This is a genomic window from Laedolimicola intestinihominis (assembly GCF_040096155.1).
Lineage (GTDB): Bacteria > Bacillota > Clostridia > Lachnospirales > Lachnospiraceae > Laedolimicola > Laedolimicola intestinihominis.
Window position 1 is genome coordinate 109131 of the sequence record NZ_JBBMFE010000011.1, and the last position, 18670, is coordinate 127800.

The 18670-nt window shown below is 49.4% G+C and carries 18 protein-coding genes; 5 read left to right on the plus strand and 13 right to left on the minus strand.

Annotation, left to right across the window (positions count from 1 at the left end):
* Window positions 1-124: 124 nt before the first annotated feature.
* Genes WMO29_RS11995 through WMO29_RS12005 form a run of 3 tightly spaced genes read right to left on the minus strand, consistent with a single transcriptional unit; the run spans window position 125 to window position 2073 of the window.
* Window positions 125-1213: a sensor histidine kinase gene (locus WMO29_RS11995; RefSeq protein ID WP_005422949.1), complete on the minus strand. Its 1089-nt coding sequence runs from the start codon at window positions 1211-1213 to the stop codon at window positions 125-127.
* Window positions 1200-1898 carry a VanR-ABDEGLN family response regulator transcription factor gene (gene vanR / locus WMO29_RS12000; RefSeq protein ID WP_005422951.1) on the minus strand — a complete coding sequence of 233 codons (699 nt, stop codon included), beginning with the start codon at window positions 1896-1898 and terminating at the stop codon, window positions 1200-1202. Before vanR ends, WMO29_RS11995 begins: the two co-directional genes overlap by 14 nt.
* Window positions 1891-2073, minus strand: a complete 183-nt coding sequence (locus WMO29_RS12005; protein ID WP_005422953.1) for a helix-turn-helix domain-containing protein — start codon at window positions 2071-2073, stop codon at window positions 1891-1893. Before WMO29_RS12005 ends, vanR begins: the two co-directional genes overlap by 8 nt.
* A 160-nt stretch (window positions 2074-2233) precedes the next feature.
* Here WMO29_RS12005 and WMO29_RS12010 point away from each other — a divergent pair, with 160 nt between their 5' ends.
* The 5 genes from WMO29_RS12010 (at window position 2234) to WMO29_RS12030 (ending at window position 5164) form a co-directional block, all read left to right on the plus strand.
* Window positions 2234-2593 carry a helix-turn-helix transcriptional regulator gene (locus WMO29_RS12010; protein WP_173907081.1) on the plus strand — a complete coding sequence of 120 codons (360 nt, stop codon included), beginning with the start codon at window positions 2234-2236 and terminating at the stop codon, window positions 2591-2593.
* A 244-nt stretch (window positions 2594-2837) separates the two neighbouring features.
* Window positions 2838-3167, plus strand: coding sequence for a plasmid mobilization protein (locus tag WMO29_RS12015; protein WP_005422959.1), 330 nt, complete (start codon window positions 2838-2840; stop codon window positions 3165-3167).
* Window positions 3128-4468, plus strand: a complete 1341-nt coding sequence (locus WMO29_RS12020) for a relaxase/mobilization nuclease domain-containing protein (RefSeq protein ID WP_117688306.1) — start codon at window positions 3128-3130, stop codon at window positions 4466-4468. The genes WMO29_RS12015 and WMO29_RS12020 overlap by 40 nt, the downstream gene beginning before the upstream one ends.
* A 92-nt stretch (window positions 4469-4560) precedes the next feature.
* The gene (locus tag WMO29_RS12025; RefSeq protein WP_117688307.1) at window positions 4561-4791 is read left to right on the plus strand and encodes a helix-turn-helix domain-containing protein; all 231 of its coding nucleotides are present in this window, start codon (window positions 4561-4563) and stop codon (window positions 4789-4791) included.
* 4 nt (window positions 4792-4795) lie between these two features.
* Window positions 4796-5164 (plus strand): DUF6050 family protein, encoded by a 369-nt coding sequence (locus WMO29_RS12030; protein ID WP_005928622.1) that lies wholly within the window; start codon window positions 4796-4798, stop codon window positions 5162-5164.
* Window positions 5165-5341: 177 nt separating this feature from the next.
* Here the strand turns inward: WMO29_RS12030 and WMO29_RS12035 are convergent, their stop codons facing one another.
* From WMO29_RS12035 to WMO29_RS12080, 10 genes are all read right to left on the minus strand, one after another.
* Window positions 5342-5707, minus strand: a complete 366-nt coding sequence (locus WMO29_RS12035) for a cysteine-rich VLP domain-containing protein (protein ID WP_005928617.1) — start codon at window positions 5705-5707, stop codon at window positions 5342-5344.
* Window positions 5704-5916 (minus strand): transposon-transfer assisting family protein, encoded by a 213-nt coding sequence (locus WMO29_RS12040; protein ID WP_005928614.1) that lies wholly within the window; start codon window positions 5914-5916, stop codon window positions 5704-5706. Before WMO29_RS12040 ends, WMO29_RS12035 begins: the two co-directional genes overlap by 4 nt.
* Window positions 5913-6866: a hypothetical protein gene (locus tag WMO29_RS12045; protein WP_349164954.1), complete on the minus strand. Its 954-nt coding sequence runs from the start codon at window positions 6864-6866 to the stop codon at window positions 5913-5915. Before WMO29_RS12045 ends, WMO29_RS12040 begins: the two co-directional genes overlap by 4 nt.
* 4 nt (window positions 6867-6870) lie before the next feature.
* Entirely contained in the window at window positions 6871-10902 is a 4032-nt protein-coding gene (locus WMO29_RS12050) for a YodL domain-containing protein (RefSeq protein WP_117688311.1), read from the minus strand.
* A 202-nt stretch (window positions 10903-11104) separates the two neighbouring features.
* Window positions 11105-13201 (minus strand): DNA topoisomerase 3, encoded by a 2097-nt coding sequence (locus WMO29_RS12055; protein ID WP_349164955.1) that lies wholly within the window; start codon window positions 13199-13201, stop codon window positions 11105-11107.
* On the minus strand, window positions 13198-13899 hold the full coding sequence (locus WMO29_RS12060; RefSeq protein ID WP_044999564.1) for a DUF4366 domain-containing protein: 702 nt from the start codon (window positions 13897-13899) through the stop codon (window positions 13198-13200). Before WMO29_RS12060 ends, WMO29_RS12055 begins: the two co-directional genes overlap by 4 nt.
* The gene (locus WMO29_RS12065) at window positions 13889-14146 is read right to left on the minus strand and encodes a DUF4315 family protein (protein ID WP_006859297.1); all 258 of its coding nucleotides are present in this window, start codon (window positions 14144-14146) and stop codon (window positions 13889-13891) included. Before WMO29_RS12065 ends, WMO29_RS12060 begins: the two co-directional genes overlap by 11 nt.
* Before the next feature lie 43 nt (window positions 14147-14189).
* Window positions 14190-16253 carry a C40 family peptidase gene (locus WMO29_RS12070; protein WP_349164960.1) on the minus strand — a complete coding sequence of 688 codons (2064 nt, stop codon included), beginning with the start codon at window positions 16251-16253 and terminating at the stop codon, window positions 14190-14192.
* 38 nt (window positions 16254-16291) lie between these two features.
* Window positions 16292-17173: a DNA-methyltransferase gene (locus WMO29_RS12075; protein ID WP_005928563.1), complete on the minus strand. Its 882-nt coding sequence runs from the start codon at window positions 17171-17173 to the stop codon at window positions 16292-16294.
* The coding region (locus tag WMO29_RS12080) for a VirB4-like conjugal transfer ATPase, CD1110 family (RefSeq protein WP_349164956.1) at window positions 17170-18670 on the minus strand (1501 nt) is incomplete at its 5' end. The genes WMO29_RS12075 and WMO29_RS12080, both read right to left, overlap by 4 nt.

An 18670-nucleotide genomic window follows, 5' to 3' on the forward strand; every position in this document is an offset into this window, starting at 1 on the left:
TATTTCGTTTAAAGATAAAAGGCTTTCACCTTGATACAATAATTATATCAAAATAAAAGCCTTAATTTTGATGATTGTTCGCAAGAAAATCCTCTTTTTTGCTACGGAATTTCTTACGATTTTCCTACGAAAGTGGAAGTGTAACTATAAATTTTATACACTCGTCTTTACTATGAGCAACAATAGTCCCCTTATGTAGTTCTACAATATGTTTCGCAATCGCAAGTCCCAATCCGGCACCACCACTTGTAGTATTTCTTGATGTGTCAACTCGGTAAAACTGCTCAAATATTAGTTTTAGTTTTTCTTCTGCGATAGGATTCCCAAAATTTTCAAAAGTAATTACAATAGTGTTCTCTTGAAGTTCTGTGGTTATTGCAACTTCTGTATCTGTATAACTGTAAATTACCGCATTACGCAAGAGATTATCGAACACACGTTGTATTTTGTTTGCGTCGCAATGTAGCATAATGTCGCTTGTACTATTGAGAGTACATTTCAAATTTTTTTCCTTTAATATGGGCTTAAATTCATAGATAAGTTGTTCTAATAAACGGGTCAAATTTATGTTGCTGTATTGTAATGTTATGTTAGATAAGTTAAATCGTGTGATTTCAAAAAACTCGTTTATCAAATCTTCAAGACGTTCTGCTTTATCAAGAGAAATAGAAAGATACTTTTCTCTTAACTCCTGTGATATTTGTTGTTCATCATCATGCAGTAGTGTTAGATAGCCAATGACGGAAGAAAGCGGCGTTTTCAAATCATGTGCAAGGTACATAATCAAATCATTCTTGCGCTGTTCATTTTCCTGTGCAAGTCGCGCATTGTTTTCTGCTTCTTGCTTTAAGCGATTTATGTTGATAGCAATTTCGCTTAGTTCCGGTGAGAGTTCAATATAATCTACTGATTTATCAAATAGTTTTCCTGTTGCAGCTTGTAACTCGTAGACATAATTAACAACCTTTTTCAAAAGTTTATAAGTCAAATACAAAATGCAAACTACCCATAATATAAGCCCTACCATATAAACATAAAGTCCCCTATATATCAGGTAGTAATGTTCCACATATCTATCCAGTACCCAAGTAAGTCCCATATCTAACGAAACCGTACACACTAAGATAATTCCCGAACAAATTACACTCTGTAAGATATAACTTTTAAACAGGATTGTAAGCAGATAATTTTGTTCATTTTTATTCAATTTCATAACCTACCCCCCAAACTGTTTTGATAAATTTTGGATTTTTGGCGGGTTCATTTAATTTTTCTCTAAGCCGCCCTATATGTGCCATTACGGTGTTGTTATTATCTAAATATTTTTCTTTCCAGATATTTTCAAATAGTTCCTCAGTTGAAACAACTTTGCCTTGATGTTCACATAAATACCAAAGGATTGAAAACTCGATAGGAGTTAAAGATATTTCTTTTCCGAACAAAAAGCATTTATGCGTGTCCTTATTGATAATCAATCCTCTAATGTCATATTCACTTTTTGGAAAAAACTGCTTTTTTGTTGGATTGTTGTACTTCTGATAGCGTCTTAACTGTGTTTTCACTCTTGCAATGACTTCAAGGGGATTAAAAGGTTTTGTTATATAATCATCGGCACCTATTGTTAGCCCCATTATTTTATCGCCATCATCAATTTTAGCTGTAAGCATAATAACAGGGAAATAATAATTTTCTCTAATTTTTTGGCAAATACGGAATCCGTCTATATCAGGAAGCATAACGTCCAATATCGCCAAATCAATTTCCGTTTTCTGAATACATTCCAATGCTTCAATTCCATTGTAATATTTGTGTACTATATAATTATCGTTTTTAAGATAAACTTCAAGTAAATCTGCTATCTCTTTTTCATCATCTACAACTAAAATTTTTTCATTCATTGTCTACACTCCTTTTTATCCTTTTATCAAATGGTTTTACTGCGCTCTTGGGTATCAACCACATATAACCGATTTTTGAAACACCAGGTATTCGATTTTCTTTACAAAGTATCTGCACACGCCGTTCAGAAATACCCCATTTTTCCGCTGCTTCGGGACAAGACATATATTCCATATCGTAACCGTCCTTTCTTCAAACATTATCAATATAATTATACTCGGATAACCGAATAATAGCAAGTACATGATATGCTCTATTTCTATCCATACTATGATGTGTGTAATCATATCTTGAAAGAGAGATGAAATATACAATGTAGTTGGGTGAAATGATTATGAAGCAGAGCAAAGAAAAGTTTGATTTTAAGGCTTTCGGACAGGCTATCAAAGCGGCAAGAAAAGCAAAGGGAATTTCCCGCAACCAGTTAGCGGATAAGCTGAACATTGCGCCGCGATATATCGCGTCCATTGAAAACAGCGGGCAGCACCCAAGTTTGCAGATTTTGTATGAGCTTGTAACCCTGCTTGACGTATCGGTAGACCAGTTCTTTTTCCCGGAACGGGAACAGGAAAAGTCCACACGCCGCCGTCAGCTTGATACCATGCTCAACGGCATGAGCGAAAAGGATTTGAAAATCCTGTCAGCTACCGCAAAAGGGATTGAGGAAGCCAACAACGAAATAACGGGGGAATAAAGTTCCCTCGTTTCTTCATAGAAAAAGCAGTTTGAAACGTCGCAGTTTGCGGCGTTTTTCTTTTGTCCTGCTTTGGCAAAATCAGATTTTCCATGTAGTAGGGATAAAGGGAGAAAGTTTCTTAGCAAGCATAGGAAAGGGGTACCCTTTCCGTATTTTCGCCCTCCTGCGCTGCAGCGCGTCGGTTGAAAATTGCTTGTTGGGAAGTGTCCCAAACCCTCGGAATGGAAAGGAGTGTGAGCCGATGAACGGCAGGAAACGGACAGTACAAATTAAATTCAGAGTAACAGAGGAAGAACGGGCGTTCATTGAACAGAAAATGCAGCTCGTCCCTACCCGGAACATGGAAGCCTACTTGCGGAAAATGGCAATCGACGGGTATATCATTCAGATAGACCATGCCGACATAAAAGCTATGACAGCGGAGATACAGAAAATCGGGGTCAATGTCAATCAGATTGCAAAGCGCGTCAATGCGACGGGCAGCGTCTACCAAGAGGATATAGAAGAAATCAAGGAGGTGCTTGCGGAGATATGGCGGTTACAAAGATTAAGCCTATTAAAAGCACGTTAAAAAAAGCCCTTGACTATATCCAAAACCCGGACAAGACGGACGGGAAAATGCTGGTGTCCTCGTTCGGGTGCAGCTATGAAACGGCAGATATTGAGTTCGGATTTACATTGTCGCAAGCTCTTGACAGAGGAAACAACCTCGCACACCATTTGATACAATCTTTTGAGCCGGGGGAAGTCGATTATGAGAAAGCCCATGAAATCGGAAAACAGCTTGCCGACGCGGTAACAAAGGGGCAATATGAATACGTCCTTACCACTCACATAGATAAAGGGCATATCCATAACCACATCATTTTTTGTGCGGTAAACTTTGTAGACTACCACAAGTATGTTTCCAACAAGCGCACCTATTACGGAATACGCAACATCAGCGACAGGCTGTGCCGGGAAAACGGCTTGTCCGTCCTTGTGCCGGAGAAAGGCGGCAAGGGAAAGAATTATGCGGTGTATAAGAAAGAGAAAACCGCCAAAGCAAAATTGAAACTTGCCGTCGATACCCTTATCCCCCAAGTGTCCGACTTTGAAGAATTGCTCGCGCGGTTACAGGCAGAAGGCTTCACAATCAAACGGGGAAAATATGTGTCCTGTTTGGTTCCGGGACAGGAACGGTTTACCCGTTTGAAAACCCTCGGCGCAGATTATACAGAGGAAGCAATCCGGGAACGGATAGAGGGCAAGCGTACCCGCACCGCCAAAGCTCCCAAGACAGAACGCGGCGTGTCCCTGCTCATTGATATTGAAAACAGTATCAAGGCGGCGCAGAGCCGGGGTTATGAACAATGGGCGAAAATCCACAATCTGAAACAGGCAGCTAAGACCATGAATTTTATTACGGAACACAAGATTGAACAATACACCGACTTGACCGCAAAAATCGCAGAGATACAGACAGAGAGCGAACAGGCGGCAGACGCATTAAAGAGCGCGGAAAAACGGCTTGCAGATATGGCGGTGCTTATCAAGAATGTTTCCACGTTCCAAAAGACAAAACCCGCCTATGACGCATACCGCAAAGCAAGAAATAAGGACAGTTACCGGGCAGCCCATGAGCGCGAAATCATCTTGCATGAAGCAGCGGCAAAGGCATTAAAGGCGGCGGGCGTTTCCAAGCTCCCGAACCTCACCGCGCTGCAATCGGAATATGAAAAGCTCCAGGAACAGAAAGAAGCCCTTTACGCCGACTATGGCAGACTGAAAAAACAGGTCAAAGAGTACGACGTTATCAAACAGAACATAGACAGCATTTTACGGCAGCCAAGAGAACCGGAACGGGAAAAAGGAAAAGAACGTGGGGAGTAGCTTTGTTCATACTTGTATGATATAATAGTTCCTATCAAAAACAGTAGTTACATACCAAAGTGATACATTTTCAGCAAAGGAAGTGTCAGAGAATGGAACAGGAAATGCCGGACTATGAAACGATACGCGCCGCCGTTGTGAGCGAAAAATGGGCGTTGGAAAAAGTGCTTGCTTGTTACGGTGACGAAATCAACCGCCTTGCAATGGTAAAAAAGCGTCAGCCGGACGGAAGCGTAAAAGAGGAAATCGACGACGATTTACGGCAAACGCTCATACTGAAACTGTTAGAAGCTATCCCACAATTCCCAATAGAAAAGGAGTGATACCATGACACGCGGGGAAATTTGGAAAGACTTTTTTAAGAGAACCGTTTTGCCCGCCGTTATCGCATTGTTTTTATTCTTCATGTTTAAGAACGTCTTTACAGAGGACGGGCAGACCAATTACTTTTATGTGTGGCTGTGCTGCGGTATTCCCTTTGGTATTCGCCGTATGTTCGTATGGCTTGTACCGCATGGGTATGACATAGCCGGAACGGTGGGTATCATTGCCCTCAACTTCATTTTGGGCGGCATTATCGGTGGGGTCATTTTGATATGGCGGCTCGTCGTGGCTGCATGGTATATCCCCCTTACGATATACCGTTTACTTACCACAGATAAGGGCGCAACCCCTCAAATCAACATGGAAAAATAGCAAAGGAAAAACCGGGACGCAGACAGTCAGTAAAGACTATCCGCGCCCCGGTTTTCTTATGGGTGCAGTTCTGAAATGTTACGCAGTAGAACGCCGTTTTTAAGGGAAAAGGTATAAAGCCCTTGCCCTATGAGGAAACGGTTGTCAGAAGCCTGTAAAACAAGGCTTTTTTCGCCCTTACCGCGTAACAAGAGCGCGCCGTTTTCTCATGCGCTCGGCTGCCTGTCTGCGGGTAATCCGCTTCCGACAGTCCGGGCAGTATTTGACGCTGTTAGAGGTGGACGCAAAGAACGCGCCGCACACGGTACATTTCTTTCTGTCCTCGGTCTGATAGAGTTCCGCATAGAGCAGCTTATCAAGAGGAAGTACGGCAATCCGAAACCACTTACAGAGCAGGGAATAGGAAATGAGCTGCGGGCATACGCAAGTGTCCCCGTCGTCCAGTAAAATACAGTTGCCATTCTCGCAGTTGCAGCACTCCTTTTTCACAAGGGTGTTTACCTTGCGGCTTTGTCGCGGCGTCAGCCGCTTAATCCCGGTCATACTTCATCAGCAGGATAAACGGAAAGCTCTTTGTACTCGGCGTCGGTCAGCGCGTTCACTTTGGAAATGGTGCGCTCTGCAAGCTCCCGTAATCCCGCGTCCATGTAAGGCAGCGCAGCGGTCATGTTCTCAATAAGCTGCGCCTTGCTTCCCTCATGGTAAATGCTCAAAAGGTTTGTTTCCTCAACAGTAAATCTATTCATGCTCATACCTCCAAATCGTGATTTTTTCTTTTTGCCGCTGACTTTTTCGGGGCGGCTGTTTTCTTGTCTGCGGCAAGCTGCGCCCGGACAGAGGGGCGGGGCTTTTTAATCTCTTTGTCCCGGTTCTCTCCCTTGTCAATCAGCGCATACGTTCCATGTCTGCCCTCGATTTTGGAAAAGGAAAGGGTCTTGTAAGGCAGCATGGAGAAAAGGCGGTCAATGTCCTTTGTGTTCGCAAGCTGCATGAACGCTGGGGAAAGCTCCACCATGAAATGGGTCTTGTTCGGGCTGTTCGGCGTGTCATGCCGCTTCATTTCCCGCACAATGCGCCGTGCTTCCGTTTCAATCAGTCCGTCATGCAATGCGGCGATATGGGCCTTAAAATCTCCCGGTGGAAGCTGCTCCCTGTTGCGGTGTTCCTCCCGTAAGAGCCATTTAAGAGCGTCCGGGTCGTTGGGTATGGCTTCAAAGCGTTCAAACTTCCCAAACTGCGGGTCTGGGCTTCCGTTGAAATACTGTCCGGCGGGTATCATCTGCTCCCCGCGCTCATAAATCAGCTTTACCGTATCGGCGGGCAGCCCTTTTTCTTTGACGCGCTCATAATGGCGGGAATAGTCAAGTTCATACAGATTGCCCTTGATTATCCCATTTTCTTTCCCGGTCAGCTCCACCGCATAGGCAAGGATTTTATCGCGGGTCTGCTCCCCATAAAACCGCCATGTGTTATGCTGCCTTGTGTCCTTTAGGAAAACGTCGCGTTCCCGGAAGCAGCACGTCCCCGACGGGCGGGAAAACCATAGCAGCCGTTTTTCTTCAGCAGCGGGTCTTGACGCTGCTTCTCGCAAAATCCGTTTGTCTATCTCAAAATCACTCTGATAGAAAGCGGTATTCTGTTTCATAATCGCTTCAAGGGAAGCGATAACGTCCACATTCTCAAACTTACTTAATTTACCCAATCGGTCAGCTCCTTTCTAAGTCCTGCGACTTGCTTTTTTGTGGTTTCTTCTGTGCCTTTTCCTTATCTGCTTTGAGTTGCGCCCGGATAGAGGGCTTCTTTTCCGGCTTTGCTGTCTTTCCCTGTTCCTTGTCGGCTTTGATAGCGTCGGCAAGGTCAACAAGGGAGATAACCTCGCCCGCCTTTGCTTTCTGCTCCAGAGCGTCCACGGTCGGCGTCTGCGGCGTGTTGTTGATGATACCGTCAAAGTTATTGTCGTTCTGCTCGATAGTGTCCTCGATATGTTTTAACGGGTTAGCTTTTTCCGGCTGTTCGGCGGCAACGGCAAACGCCCGCGTACTGTTTCCCATAATCAGATATTTCCCGTCGTCGGATTGATGATGAAGTCCATACCCGGCTTCTTTCATCTGTTCAACGCTCATATCCGATACATAAAAACTGCCGCGCGGCGTTCTAATCTGTTTCCCGGTCAAATGCTCGTCGGGGATAAGCTGCGACTGCTTCTCCTGCAAAAATTCCGGCACATTCCGAAAACTGCCGCTGTCTACATAGTGGGCGGTATTTTCGCCGTTCTGATGAAGCACCACAATATCGGAAACGGAAAGGCTGTGTCCCTTAAAATCTTTCGGGTGGTCGATATTGAACTTTTCCCAAATGCTGTTAAGGGTAACGTCTGCCGTAAGGGGCGCGGTATAGATAAGCTCATAATTCGCCCGGTCTACGGTGTGTCCCGTCGCCTGCAGGCGGTCGTAAGGCTCAAAGTACAAGTCCCTTGTGGCGTCGCCGCGGGCTAACTGATAAATCCCGTAGCTGTCCTCCTTGCCGTAGAGTAAAAGGGCTTCCTTTGTCGGCACACTTTCCCGTAGCTGCTGCTTCATGGCGTTGTATTCATGCAGGGCTTCCCAAGTTTCCTTTTCTACACCGAACAAGCCGCCTTTTTCTGCGTGTTCCTGTAAATCGGTCAGACTGGTAACGGCTCCCTCGGTGCCGTCCTCATAGATACGGAAAACCTCGATACCGTCCTGTGTAAACAAACGCTCGGCGGCTTCCTGTTTCAGCGGAAACATACCGTCCCAAGAATAGCCGTAGTCCTGCATTTCCTTTACGCTGATAGTGGCGTCGGGTACGGGGATTTCCGGCTTCTCCTGCGGCGGCGCGTCCTGCGTCACTTCCTGTACCTCGGAAGTCTGCGCCTGTTCCTGCGTCTTTTGCAGCTCTGCGATATGTTCATCAATGCTGTTGATGATTTCCGCTGCGGTGCTGCGGATTGTTTCAAGAGAGCTTTTCAGTTCAGCAAGCTCCCGTCCGGCACTCCACCCGGCAACATATCCAAAGGAATAATCAGAGGTATCAAGCCCGTAATGCTGGCACACGGTATAGGCGATACTTTCTGCCTGTACCTCACGGGTGCGGCGGTCGGGTCTGTTCTCCAAGTCCTCTAAAGGGGCGTTTAGGTCAATGTCGTGCAGCTTCGCATGGGCGATTTCATGGATAAGTGTCTTTAAGGTTTGCAGCTCGCTCATGCCCTCATCAAGGGCAATACGCTTGTCCTCCAAGTGGTAGTAACCATGTGCGCCGCCCTCGATTTTTTCAAAGCCGACAGGAACAGGAGAAGTCTTTTCAAGGGCAGCGAAAACCTCCTTGTAATGCTCCACGTCCCCGGTCAGCATATTTACGGCAATATCGGGGATTTCCCTGCCCTCGGTCTGCGATACGTCAAAGACCGATACCACCTTAAAGGCGGGGATTGTGATTTCCTTTTCCTCGGTTACGGGCTTTCCGTCTTTGCCGATAATGGCTTTCTGTGTCTGCGGGTCGATTTTCTCCATTTCTTTTTTAATCTTGAACGGCGACGGGGCAAGGATTTTGATACCCTTTTGTCCTTTCATCACGTTTCGTCCAAAGTTATTTTTCCATGCGGAAAATCCGGCGATAAGGGAAGCGTCGGGCTTTTGCATGGCGATCAGCAGCGTATTGTTAAAGCTGTAATTATGAAACTTTGACATGACGCGCAGATATTCCTTGTAACGCTCGCTGTCGAACAGTTCCGTAATGCCTTGCTCCAAGCGGTCGGTTATCTCTTTGAGCTTTTCGGCGGGCTTCTCGGAAGTTAAGACAATGGGGATAACCGGGCGCGGCTCCTGCGGCGTTGCTTCGGGAACAGTCGCCTGTACTGCCGGGGCTGCGTCCAGTTCGACGGTTGGCTGCGGGTAGCTCATAATGCGGTAGTCCTCCGGCACATCGCGCCCCTCAAAGTGCTGCTCCCATGCGTCGCCGCTTTCCACAAGGTAGCCGTATTCCGTAAAGCTGCCTTTTTCCTGTGCGGCGGCGTTTCGTCCAAAGGCGATAAGGTCAATGCTGTTTTTCCATTCAGCGGGCATTTGCACCATGCCGGATTTGTTAAGGTAATAATCGCCCAATTCGCGGAGATTATGTACTTCGGGGATATGCACGAAAAAGTCCTCGTTATAGGTAAAGTCAATGAGCTGCCCGATATTCTCAAAACCATTCCTGCGCTGCGTGGCGGCGTTCAGCGCGGTAATCCCGGAAGCGTCAAGGGTTTCCAGTCGTGCCGCAAGGAAATTCAGCTCGTCCACCTGTGCCGCGCATACCATGTCATACGGCAGGGCAATGTGTCTGTCCTCCCGGTCAGAGTAGCCGTGAATGAAAAATTCCTGCGGATTGTCTGCGGTAATGCCGACGCTTTGCATGGCTTCGTGAAGTTCTTCCTTTGTGGCGGGCATGGATAACCAGCAGCCGCCCGGTTCTCCCGTTTCAAAACGGGTGCGGCTGTCAATAAGGATTGCAAACTGTTCCGTATCCTGTCCCGGTTCGGTTCTCGGTGCAGCGGCGGGAATGTCGGCAGCGGGCTGCTTGATTTCCTCGCCCTCTACGGTATAGCCCGGTAAGAGCTGCCCGTTTACCTTAAACTGCTCCGCGTATTCCTGCGGGATAGCCGGGGAGATTTCCGTAAAAAGTTTTTCATACGCCTTGATACGCCCATTCAGATATTTTTCCATAGCTGCCCGGTCAGCAAATACCTTTCTGTCCTGTCCGGCGATTTTCGCCTGTCCGTATCCGTGGGGGCTGTTGGTGTAGACGTTCCAAGACAGCGTATAGGAATACGGGATAGACTTCTGTGCTGCCTTGTCGTAACGGGTATTTTCGTAAACATGGTAGCTCATTTTATATACCCGGTTGCTGATGGTGTGGCGGTCGTTGTCCTCGTCCTGCCACTTGTTCGCCGTATGCTTCACTTCGGGTATTCTCGCATACTCAATCGCCTTGTCAAATAGCAGGGTCTTTCCCGCCTGTTCCTCCCATGCGGAAGCCTGTACTTTTAGATTTTCAAATACGGTCTGCTCCGCAGCCGCGCTTTCCTCCCGCAGCTTCATAAGCTCGGCAAGGGGTAAGGCGGTCAGCGGGGAAATATCCGCGTCTTTCGTTTCAAAATAGATACCGCGCTCAATCTTCATCTTGTCGGCGGCGTCCAGTCTGTCGCGGTCGTATGAGGAATAACCTGTTTTCCATTCGTCCATTTGCTCGCTCCTTTCTTTTTCAATCATGCGGTGCATAAGCTCGTAGTCCTCAATGCTCATGCTTCCGTCAAATATATAAGGGTCAAAATCTTCCCCGTCCCGGTAGGGCTTTTCGGAAAAGGGAAGCCCCGCTGCATGGGCGGCGGCTCTTGCTTCCTCGATAACCTCCGGGGGAAGCCTGTCGTCATGCGCCCCGATAAAACCGTCAAGGTCGTTCATGCTGTTTTCATAGTGATAGCGCACTCCGGCGGTCAACTCGTCAAGGCTCATATTCTCGCCTAAATGCCCGCAGTAGTAGCCGTTTAGAATAACGGCGGTGGGGTCAGCCGCTTTGATTTCTTCTAACCGGCTCCTGTCAAACGGTTCTAAAGTACCGTCCACTTCAAGATGAAACAGCTCGGCGTTCCATGAACGTCCCTCTTTCCAAAATGCTACCCATGCAATACCGTCCCTAAGTTCCTCTTGATAGTCCTTTACGCTGTCGCGCAAACTTGCCATGTGTAAAACCTCCTTTCGCGTATGGCAGCGCGGACGCTGCGTTTGTGGTTACATAGTCCCACTACGGTGCGCCCGCATTTCTGCCAAAGATTTTTGAGGATTTTTAGAGGGTTTGGGAAACTTCCCAACAAGCAAAATCCCCGCCAAGCTCTACATGAGTGGCAGGGATTTTACGGAAGTGGGTACCCGCTTCCTATGCTTGCTATTCAAGTTCTTTGTTCTTTGAAATGGTTACTTTGTAATTCACATATTTACCGCCCGTGTCGGCTAAAAGTACCGTTCCGTCGTAGGTTTTGCCCGTTTTCGGAGAGTACAGTTTTTTAACTGTTGCCTTGCCGGATTTAAGAAGTGCTGCGGCAATCTTCGGGGTAAAGGCGGTTTTTCGTTCCTCAAAGAAGCGGTCATTTTTCCACATGGTAAAGCCGCACTCTTTGTTGGAACAGTAGTAGTTTTTCTTTCCCTCATAGACCGGGGACTTGCAGCGGGGACACTTCCCAAGCTCTGTTTTTTCTGTCTTGAAAAGCTCTTGTTTCTCACCCAACACGGAAGCATAGGTTTTTACAAGCTCCTGCGTCATTGCTTCGATACCCTGCATGAAAGCGGCAGGGTCAGCGTTACCCTTTGCAATCTGCGTCAGATTGTTTTCCCATGCAGCCGTAAGCTGCGGAGAAGTTAAGCTGTCCGGCAGGACGCACACAAGGTTTGTGCCGTCTTTGGTAGGAAGTAGCTGCTTGCCCTTGCGCTCGATAAAGCCGCCTTTTACTAACTTTTCAATGACAGCGGCGCGGGTAGCGGGCGTCCCAAGCCCCCGGCGTTCTGCGTCCGGGTCGGTGTCCTCATTCCCAGCGCGTTCCATAGCAGAAAGTAAGGACGCTTCATTGTGGGGCTTCGGCGGCGTCGTTTCATGCTCCGTAACCTTTGCAGCAGGGTTTTCAAAGGTCTGTCCCTCGGTAAAGTCCGGCACATCTAAAACAAGTTCGTTTTCGTCGTCGCTGTCCGGCTTCTTTTTGAGGGTCACCCGGTAAAGCCGTTCCATGTCTTTCCACCCGGCAGCGATTACCGCCTTTCCCTTTGCCGTAAATTCATGGTCGGCGCAGGAGAAAACCGCCGTTACCGCTTCAAAACTGTACGGCTCGGCGGTCGCCATAAGCAGACGCGCCCCGGCAAGGGTAAGGATATTGCGCTCGCTTTCCGGCAGCGCGGTAAGGTCAGCCTTTGCAAGCTCCATAGTGGGAATGATTGCGTGGTGGTCTGATACCTTTTTGCTGTTCAGAACGCGGGAAACTTCCGGCGTAAAGGAAATGCCCGCCATAAAGGGCAGCTTCCCGCATAGCAGCGCGATAATGCCCGTCGCTGTTTCTCCCATGTCATCGGTCAGAAATGCGCTGTCCGTTCTCGGATAGGTCAAGAGCTTCTTTTCATAGAGGGTCTGTGCAAGGTCAAGGGTCTGCTTTGCCGTGTACCCGTAAATACGGTTTGTTTCCCGCTGTAAACTGGTAAGGTCAAAGAGCTTCGGCGGGGCAATGGTTTTCTTTTCTTTCACAAGGGAAGTACAGACAGCCGCCGACGCTTCGCAGGCTGCTTTCAGTTTGCCCGCTTCATCAGCGGCGCAGATCTTCGCGCTTGCCGCTTCTGCGCCGGGGAGCATAAGGCGCACATGATAGTAGGTTTCTTTCTTGAAGTTTGTAATGGCAGCGTCCCGGTCTACAAGCATTTTTAAGGTCGGGGTCTGCACACGTCCCACGTTCAAGGTCTTTCCATACAGGCAGGAGAAAAGGCGGGTCGCATTGATACCGATAAGCCAGTCAGCCTTTGCCCTGCATAGTGCGGAATGATAGAGGGTGTCATACCCGCGCCCGTCCTTCAGATGTTCAAAGCCGCTTCGAATTGCGTCCGTTTCCATAGAGGAAATCCAAAGACGGGTAAAGGGTTTCTTGCAGCCCGCTTGATGATAGACAAAGCGGAAAATCAATTCTCCCTCGCGCCCCGCGTCGCAGGCGTTCACGACTTCCGAAACGTCGGCGCGGTGCATGAGGTCTTTCAAGATTTTGAATTGTTTTCCCTTGTCGGCGGCTACGGTGTACTGCCATTCCTGCGGCAGAATGGGTAAGCTGTCATAGCTCCATTTTCTGTACTGCTCCCCATAGGCGGCAGCTTCGGAAAGCTGTACCAAATGCCCGATACACCAAGAAATGATGTACTTGTCATTTTCGATATATCCGTCTTTCTTACCCGTAACGCCAAGGGCGGCGGCAACCGCCGCCCCGACGCTGGGTTTCTCACAAATCACAAGTTTCATTCTTCCTCGTCCTCCTGTTCGGTGTCTGCGATGTCAGTTTCTTCCTCCGGCTCGTCCTCGTCGTATTCGTCAAAATCGAACTCGTCAAGGTCGGTGCTGCCTTTTACGTTCTGCTTCGGTTTCATAAACTTAACGTAGTAGAGGGCTGCACCGCCGCCAAGAAGTCCCACAACAAGGAAAATCAAAAGCCCGCCCATGCCGTTTTGGGGCTGCTCCTGCCCGGTGGGTTCCTCCGGCGCGGCTTCCTTGCCTGTGCAGCTATCCATGTTGACAGAGCAGACGGGGCAGGCGGTGTTTACTTCGCCCGCCTTGCATTTCTCGGTACAGTTGCAGACAGCCGGGGGCTGCTCGGTCTGTTCCTCCCCGATAATCGCCATAAGGTCGCTTTCGTCTACTTGATTTAAGAAGTGGACGGAATTTTCCCCCTCGGCTGCCCGGTCAACGATAATGTAAAAATAGTTGCCGCCTTTGCTTTTCACGACGATAAACTGCTTATCCTCGGCAGCGTCCCCGTCGATGTCGTCCACAAGGGTCATGTTGCCCTCCGGGGTAAGGGGCTGCGGTTCGGTTTCCACGATTACGCCGCTGTCGTCGGTTTCCTCCGTCGGGGTCTGCGCGTAGGCAGTAACAGAAAAGCCGCCCACAAGGACAAGGGCGGCGCAAAGTGCGGTAAGGCTTGCAAGGATTTTATTCTTCATCTGCATTGTCCTCCTGTTCCTCATAGTCTGCGGGGATAGGGGCAATGCCCGGAATACCGTTGCCGGAAAGCATAGCGGTAAGCTCCTGCGGGGTCAGGCGCATGGAGCGCACGAGCTGAACGATTTGCAGATTTTCCGCTTCGGTTTTCTGTGCTTCCAGTCCGCGCAGCTTGTTCTGATACTCCGTGATTTTCTCACGGGTCTTTTGGATTTCCTTTTCAATTCTTTCGATTTTACTCATAGCCATAATGATTTTTCTCCTTTCGATTTTCAAATGTGTTTGTTGTATGTCAGTTCCAGTTCATCAGCCCGTACCCTTTGATACAGGCATAGTCAAGGGGATAGCTCTTAATCTTGCAGGCGTCGCCGGAATTGCCCTCAACGGTATAGACGCGGCTTTCGTCCCTGCCGATAACAAGCCCAACATGGTCTGCGCTGCCGTCTAAGTCCCAGTCAAAAAAGATAGCGTCGCCGGGGGCAATGTTTTCATAGCCCCGCGCTCCCCATTGTCCGTGAGAGGTAAACCACGGAATACCCTGCGACTGGCAGGCGGCAAAGCGCGGTTCGGAAAGCCCCATTTGCCCGTAGCACCAGGACACAAAACAGGCGCACCATTCCACGCGGGAGTTGAAGCCGTACCAGCTCCAATACGGATAGCCGCCCACATTTCCGACTTGCTGCTTTGCAAGGTCAACGATAGCGGTATTACCGGGGCGCGTTCCGTTTACAAAGTCCACGCCGCTTAAATCCTCGGACGCGGAAGTGTCGGGAGAGCCGCCGCCAAAGATAAGGGGCTTGTTCCCGCTTGTCTGCAAGTACACCCGGTACATTTCCAGTTGTTCCGGGGTCAGATTATTTTCCGCAATGGTGGATAGCGGGGTGTTCGTCAGCTTGACGTTTAAGATGTAATACTCATAAGGCACTTGTACCGTGTAGGTGTCCGTATGCTCGTTGCCGTCCTCGTCTGTCCATGTGTCGGTGCGTTCTTCCTCCCGGTAGCGTATTTCCACTTCCTCGGTCAGCGTCAGCTTGTATTGTTGATTGAAAATCCGCTGTAATTCGCTCTGTACCTCGGCGCAGGTGTAGCTTTGGTATTTTGCGGTCAAATAAGACGCTAATTCATGGGGATTGTGTCCGATATTTGCAAGGTCATAGCGGTACTCGTCATAGCCCGGATTGTCGCGCTCGATATTGTCAATCCTGCTTTGCAGCTCGTTTTCCAATCCTGCGTAGCTGTTTTCCACTTCCACAAGGTCGCTGTCCTCGGACGTATAGGACGTTCCAAGCACGCCGTTTAACGTGCCGGAAAACATTGCCCCACAAGAGGACAGCCCGGACATAACCATGATAAAGAGCAGTAGCACCCCGACAGCGATTGCCACACCCGCCGGGTGCCTTGCCACAAATGCTGCGGTCTGCTTCGTTTTCTCGGCGGCTTTGGCTGCCGCCTTGCGGGTGCGTTCTGCCGCGCCCTTGATACCCTTTGCGGTATTGCGGGCTTCCTTTGCATACTGCCGCTTGATTTTCTGCTTCTGCCAAAACCGGGAAATGGGGTTACTGGTTAGCTGCGGGTTCTCATGCAGGGTCTTGTGATACTGAAAGTCCATATTTGCCCGAAAAGCCGCTTTTTCTGCCTTTGCCGCTTCCCGGTAGGGTTTCAGCTTATGGTTGCGGTAGCCCTGCTTGATTTTCCGCGCCCCGTACTTCAATCCCCGTTCTGCGGCTTCCTCGCTCTTGTGTGCGCCCTCCACGCCGGAATTATCCTTTTCGACAGAATGGATTTTGTTATGTACCAAAATCCCGGCTTCCTGTGTGGGGCGGGATAGCGGGTTGTGCTTCTCCTTAAATCCGGGCGGCTTGTCCTTTTCCTCAAAGTGCAGGCGGGTCTTGCCTTTCCCGGTGGTTTCGTCAAAGGTGCGCTCTTTTACCAGTTTCTTTTCTTTGGGGATAGCTGCCTTTGCCTTATCCAAGCGGTCGGCGGCTTTATCGGATTTCTTGATATACTTTTCAAGCTCCGGGGCAGCGCGTTCCTCGTCGGTAAATTGCAGCCGGGAAGATTTCGTCCCGGCGGTAGCTTCTGCCTGTGCTTTTCGTACTGCCTTTTTACTGGCTTTTCGTGTATGGGCGGCGTCGATATGCTTCATGACGCGCTCCGTTTTGCCTGTGTCCGCTTTGGGGGCAGCTCCCGGCACATGGGGAAGCGGGCTTGTATCAGATACCGGGGGAAGCTGCATAGCGTCCTGTGCCGCCTGTTGTTCCGGGGTCTTTTGTAAATCCGCGTCCCGTATGCGGTTGCTGATACGTTCCGTGTCTCCCGTGGTCTGATTTTCTGCGATAGCCCCGTCGCGGGTCATTTTCTGCGTGATTTTATCGCGGGGCTTTAATGGGTCTTTCAAGTGTTACCACCTCCAATCCGCGCCCCTGCAAGGGCGCAATACTCGGCGTTCAGTTCAATGCCGATATAGCGGCGGTCAAGGCTTTGCGCTGCAAGCCCGGTGGTGCCGCTTCCAAAGAACGGGTCTATCACAACGCCGCCTTTCGGACAGCCCGCAAGTATGCACGTTTCCGCGAGCTTCGGGGGATAGGCGGCAAAATGCCCGCCCTTGTACGGTACGGTATTGATAAGCCAAACGTCCCGCTTGTTTCTTGTGGTCGGCATAAGGGCGTCGTCATAATAGCTGCCGCTGCGGGGCTGATTGATACCCTGTACCTTGCCCTGTCCTGGTACTTCCTCGGCGTATTTGTGTCCTGCGCTGCGCCCTTGCCTGTAGCGCGCAGCCGTTCCCGGCGCGATCGGCTCTGCAATGGCGGCAGCGTCATAGTAATATTTCTTTGATTTCGTCAGTAAAAAGATATGCTCATAGCAGCGGCTCGGTCGGTCGCGGCAGCTTTCCGGCATAGGGTTTTCTTTCAGCCAGATAATATCGCTGCGTAAATACCACCCGTCAGAGCGCAGGGCAAAGGCAAGAAGCCACGGAATACCGATTAAATCCTTTTGCTTGCAGCCCGCTTTCATGCCGCTGCCGCAGTATGTGTCTGCGATATTCAGCCAAAATGTCCCGTCGTCTTTGAGTACCCGGCGCAGCTCCCGGAACACTTCCACAAGCCGCCCGATATACTGCTCCGGCGTGTCCTCACGTCCAATCTGCGCGTCAAGCCCGTAGTCCCTTAGTCCATAGTAAGGCGGGCTTGTGACGCAGCAGTTCACGCTTTCGCTCGGAAGCTCCCGCAGGGCATAGAGGGCGTCGCGGTTGATGATTACGTCTGTTTTCATGGCTTGCTCACTTCCTCCGGCTTTGTCGTAAGCAGACAGTAAAGCTCGGTGTCCGTCGGGAAGCGGTCAATGAACGGCAGCACCACATTCCCGTAAAAGATAAGCCCCTCGCCCGCTTCGGTGTGGGTTACATACTTCATCTGCTGCGGGGAGATGTTAAGCTGCTTTGCAAGGATAGCCCGGTCGCCCTGTGCCTGATTGAGCATGAGGACAAAATCGGAGTTTTCAAAGATATTCTCGACTTCGCGGCTGCTTAAAAGGTCTTTGACGTTCTGTGTGATAGCCGTCGGTATGCCGCCCCATTTACGAAAACGCTTCCAAATCTCCACAGAATAGGCTGCGGTCTGTTCCTCTTTCAAAAGCAAATGAAATTCGTCCATATAGTAACGGGTTGCCTTTTTCTCGGCGCGGTTGACGGTCACGCGGTTCCACACCTGGTCTTGCACAATGAGCATACCTAATTTTTTGAGCTGCTTTCCAAGCTGCTTAATATCAAAGCAGACAAGACGGTTTGAAAGCTCCACGTTGGTACGGTGGTTAAAGACGTTCAGAGAGCCGGAAACATAAAGCTCCAATGCCGCCGCAATGCGGGCAGCTTCCGGCTCCGGCTGTTTCAGCAGTTCGTTGTAGAGGTCGCCCAAAATCGGCATTTTTGCCGGGTCGGGGTCTGCAAGGAAAGGTCGGTACACATTCCTAACGGCGCGGTCAATGACGGTCTTTTCCACGGGCTGCAAGCCCTCTTTGCCGCCGATAACAAGCTCGCAGAGGGAAAGGATAAAGTCGGATTTCAAGGCAAGCGGGTTGTCGTCCTCGGAGTAGTTGAGGTTAATATCCATAGGGTTCACATACTGGGGCTTGCCGTCCATGCCTTTTCCGGCAGGCGACAGACGTATCACTTGCCCGCCCAAACGCTGCACAAGGGAAAAATATTCTGCTTCCGGGTCGCAGATAATAATATCGTCGTCGGTAATGAGAAAGGCGTTTGTCATTTCCCGTTTTGCCGCAAAGGATTTACCGCTTCCCGGTGTTCCAAGAATAAGCCCGTTGGGATTTTTCAGTTGCTTGCGGTCGCAGAGTATCATGTTGTTACTAAGGGCATTTAAGCCGTAGTAAAGGGCTGCACCCCTTTGGAAAAGCTCCTGCGTGATGAACGGGATAAAAATAGCGGTGCTACTGGTCGTAAGCCCTCTTTGAATGGGGATAAGGTTCTCCCCAAGAGGAATAGAGGACATAAAGCCCGCTTCCTGCAAATAGTCAAGGCGGGTCAGAGCGCAGTTGTTTTTCTGTGCAAAGCCCGCCGTAGCAAAGATGTCATTATCCAGTTTCCGCTTCGTGTCTGCCATGTTTACCACAAGGAACGTCAGCAGAAACATTCTTTCATTTCTGCTCTGTAAATCCTGCAAGAGATTTTTCGCTTCGCTGCCGAACGTGGCAAGGTCGGACGGAAATAGCGATAGGTAAGCCTTTGAAGTTATCTCCAGCTTTTCCCCCGCTTCA